Raw genomic sequence first — 1,886 nt, forward strand, 5'->3', positions numbered from 1 at the left:
GCGACGGCGATCTGGCGGAAGCTGAGCGCCGGAAGGACGCTGATCCCCATGCCGGCGGCAACCATGCGGCCCACCGTGGCGATCTGGTTGACCTCGCACCGGATATCCAGCGTACCGCCGACCTCGGCCATGACGCGGTCGATCGCCTGGCGCGCACTCGACAGCCGGTTGATCCCGATGAACGGAACCCCCGCCAGCGCCACCCACGCCACCGCCTCCCCCGCCAGCAGCGGATGGCCCTCCGGGCAAACGGCCACGTAGCGATCGAGCAGCAGCGGCTCGAAGGCGAGATCGTCGGAGTCCAGCGGCGGCACCGACACCCCGATATCCGCACGCCCTTCACGCACGAGCTGCCCCACCTCGTCGGCGAGGACGTCGTGGACGCTGAGATTGACCCGCGGGTGGCGCTCCCCGAACGCCGAGATCACCGGCGGCAGCAGGCCCGCCGCGAGTGTCGGCAGCGCCGCGACGGTGACCTTGCCGCGTTGCTTGGAGAACAACTCGGTGAGGTCCGCGAACGCCTCGGTCCAGTCGTTGAGCAGTCGCACGGCCACCGGCAGAAAGGCCTGGCCCTCCGGGGTCAGCGTCATGTGACGCCCCGAGCGCGCGAACAGCGCACCGCCCACACCGGTCTCCAGCTTGCGGATGGAAAGGCTCAGTGCGGGCTGCGAGAGGTGCAGCCGTTCGCTCGCCTCGGCGAAGCTGTCCGACTGGGCGGAGACCACGAAGGCCCGCAGCTGCTTGACCGTCGGTGTCATATCCTTCGTCCCCTCGCCCTATTGTTTTATTTTTCAAAATATCAATCAGTAATAATAAATTAGACAAATATAGCAGCCCACCGCAACGATACCTCCGTGCCGTACGCCGGCACACCGCCAACGCCATAACGGCCGGCACCGCACACGCACGGCGCCGGCGGAGGAGGAGATCATGCGCAAGCTGACCGCTGCCGCGGCGGCCGCAATGGCCGCGCTCACCCTGAGCCAGGGCGCACAGGGCGCCGACGAGATACTCATCGGCTCGACGTCCACGTCATCCAGCCACTACAGCTACTTCGTCGCCGTCAATCAGGTCATCAACGACTACGCCGAGGGCGTCAACGCCTCGGTGGTAGAGACCGGCGCCACGGTGGACAACCTCCGGCGGCTCTCCCGCGGGCAGGTCGACCTCGGCCTGGTCACCACCAATGTGGGTTACCACGCCTACAAGGGCACTGGCGCCTTCGACGGCCACGCCGTCGACAGCCGGCTGCTCTGGGTCTATACGGTCGCACCGCAGAATGTCGTCGTACGCAGGGACGCCGGCATCGCGACGCTCGCCGGCCTGGACGGCCGCCGGCTGAATCCGGGCATTACCGGCTCGGCCACCGAGAAGACCACCGAGGCGGTGATGCGCACCCTGGGCATCTCGCCGGACTACGTGCGCGGTTCCACCAGCGACATCGTCAGCGCGATCAAGGACAACCGCCTCAACGGCTACGTCAAGTCCGGGGTAGGTGACCGCCTCGACGGCTCATCGCTGGACATCGCCACCTTCACCCCGATCCGCGTGCTCTCGCTGACCGGAGAACAGAAACGCACCCTGCGTGAGGAGATGCCGGACATCGGTGTGGTGGACGTCCCCGCCGGGGCCGCGGAAGGCATCCCCGCCTACGCCACCTGGGCCTTCGGCGTCGCCGTGCACGCGCGTCCGGGGCTGAGCGACGAGGCCGCCTACCGCATCGTCAAGGCCGTGATGGAGCACCAGGGACCGCAGGCCAACGCGTTCAAGTCGCTGGAGGGCGCCGACCTTGGGGCGATGACGATGGACTACGGCACCGTACCCCTGCACCCCGGAGCGGCGCGCTACTACCGCGAGCAGGGCATGGACATCCCCGACCAGCTCCA

At 67.8% G+C, this 1,886-nt stretch carries 2 protein-coding genes; one reads left to right on the plus strand and one right to left on the minus strand.

Annotation, left to right across the window (positions count from 1 at the left end; genetic code table 11):
* Positions 1–758, minus strand: a 758-nt coding sequence (locus G7A99_RS05625; RefSeq protein WP_163139158.1) for a LysR family transcriptional regulator, incomplete at its 3' end; no start/stop codon positions are given.
* A 172-nt stretch (positions 759–930) separates the two neighbouring features.
* Between G7A99_RS05625 and G7A99_RS05630 the strand changes: the two genes are divergently transcribed.
* Positions 931–1,886: TAXI family TRAP transporter solute-binding subunit (locus G7A99_RS05630; protein WP_163139159.1), on the plus strand; the 956-nt coding region annotated here is incomplete at its 3' end.

Source organism: Arhodomonas sp. KWT, from assembly GCF_010993615.1.